General features: G+C 41.7%; 1 protein-coding gene. It reads left to right on the plus strand.

The genetic code is table 11. The features are described 5' to 3' along the window. Positions 1 to 65: 65 nt before the first annotated feature. A partial coding sequence (locus HC175_RS20900) for a family 43 glycosylhydrolase (protein WP_235942722.1) occupies positions 66 to 362 on the plus strand: 297 nt, incomplete at its 3' end.

Genomic DNA, 362 nt, shown 5'->3' on the forward strand with positions numbered 1-362 from the left:
GGGAATTAGAGGGAAACCGTGTTTTGCTTTCAGAACCCACCTATAATTGGGAAAAACAGGGTGACTTGGACGATAAAGATAATCCCCCTCATGTTAGCGTAAACGAAGGGCCACAATATCTGGAACACAATGGTCAGGTATTTATAGTGTATTCGGCCAATGGTTGTTGGACCGATTATTACAGTCTGGGTCTTCTTAGTTTAACAGGAGAAGATATTCTCGATCCGGCTAATTGGGAAAAAAATGCTAAACCTATATTTCGTAAATCTGAAGAGAACGGCGTATATGCTCCCGGACATAATTCCTTCTTTAAATCCCCTGACGGGACTGAAGATTGGATCCTTTATCATGCCAATGCCAAT

The sequence above is a fragment of the Salinimicrobium oceani genome (genome assembly GCF_012037645.1).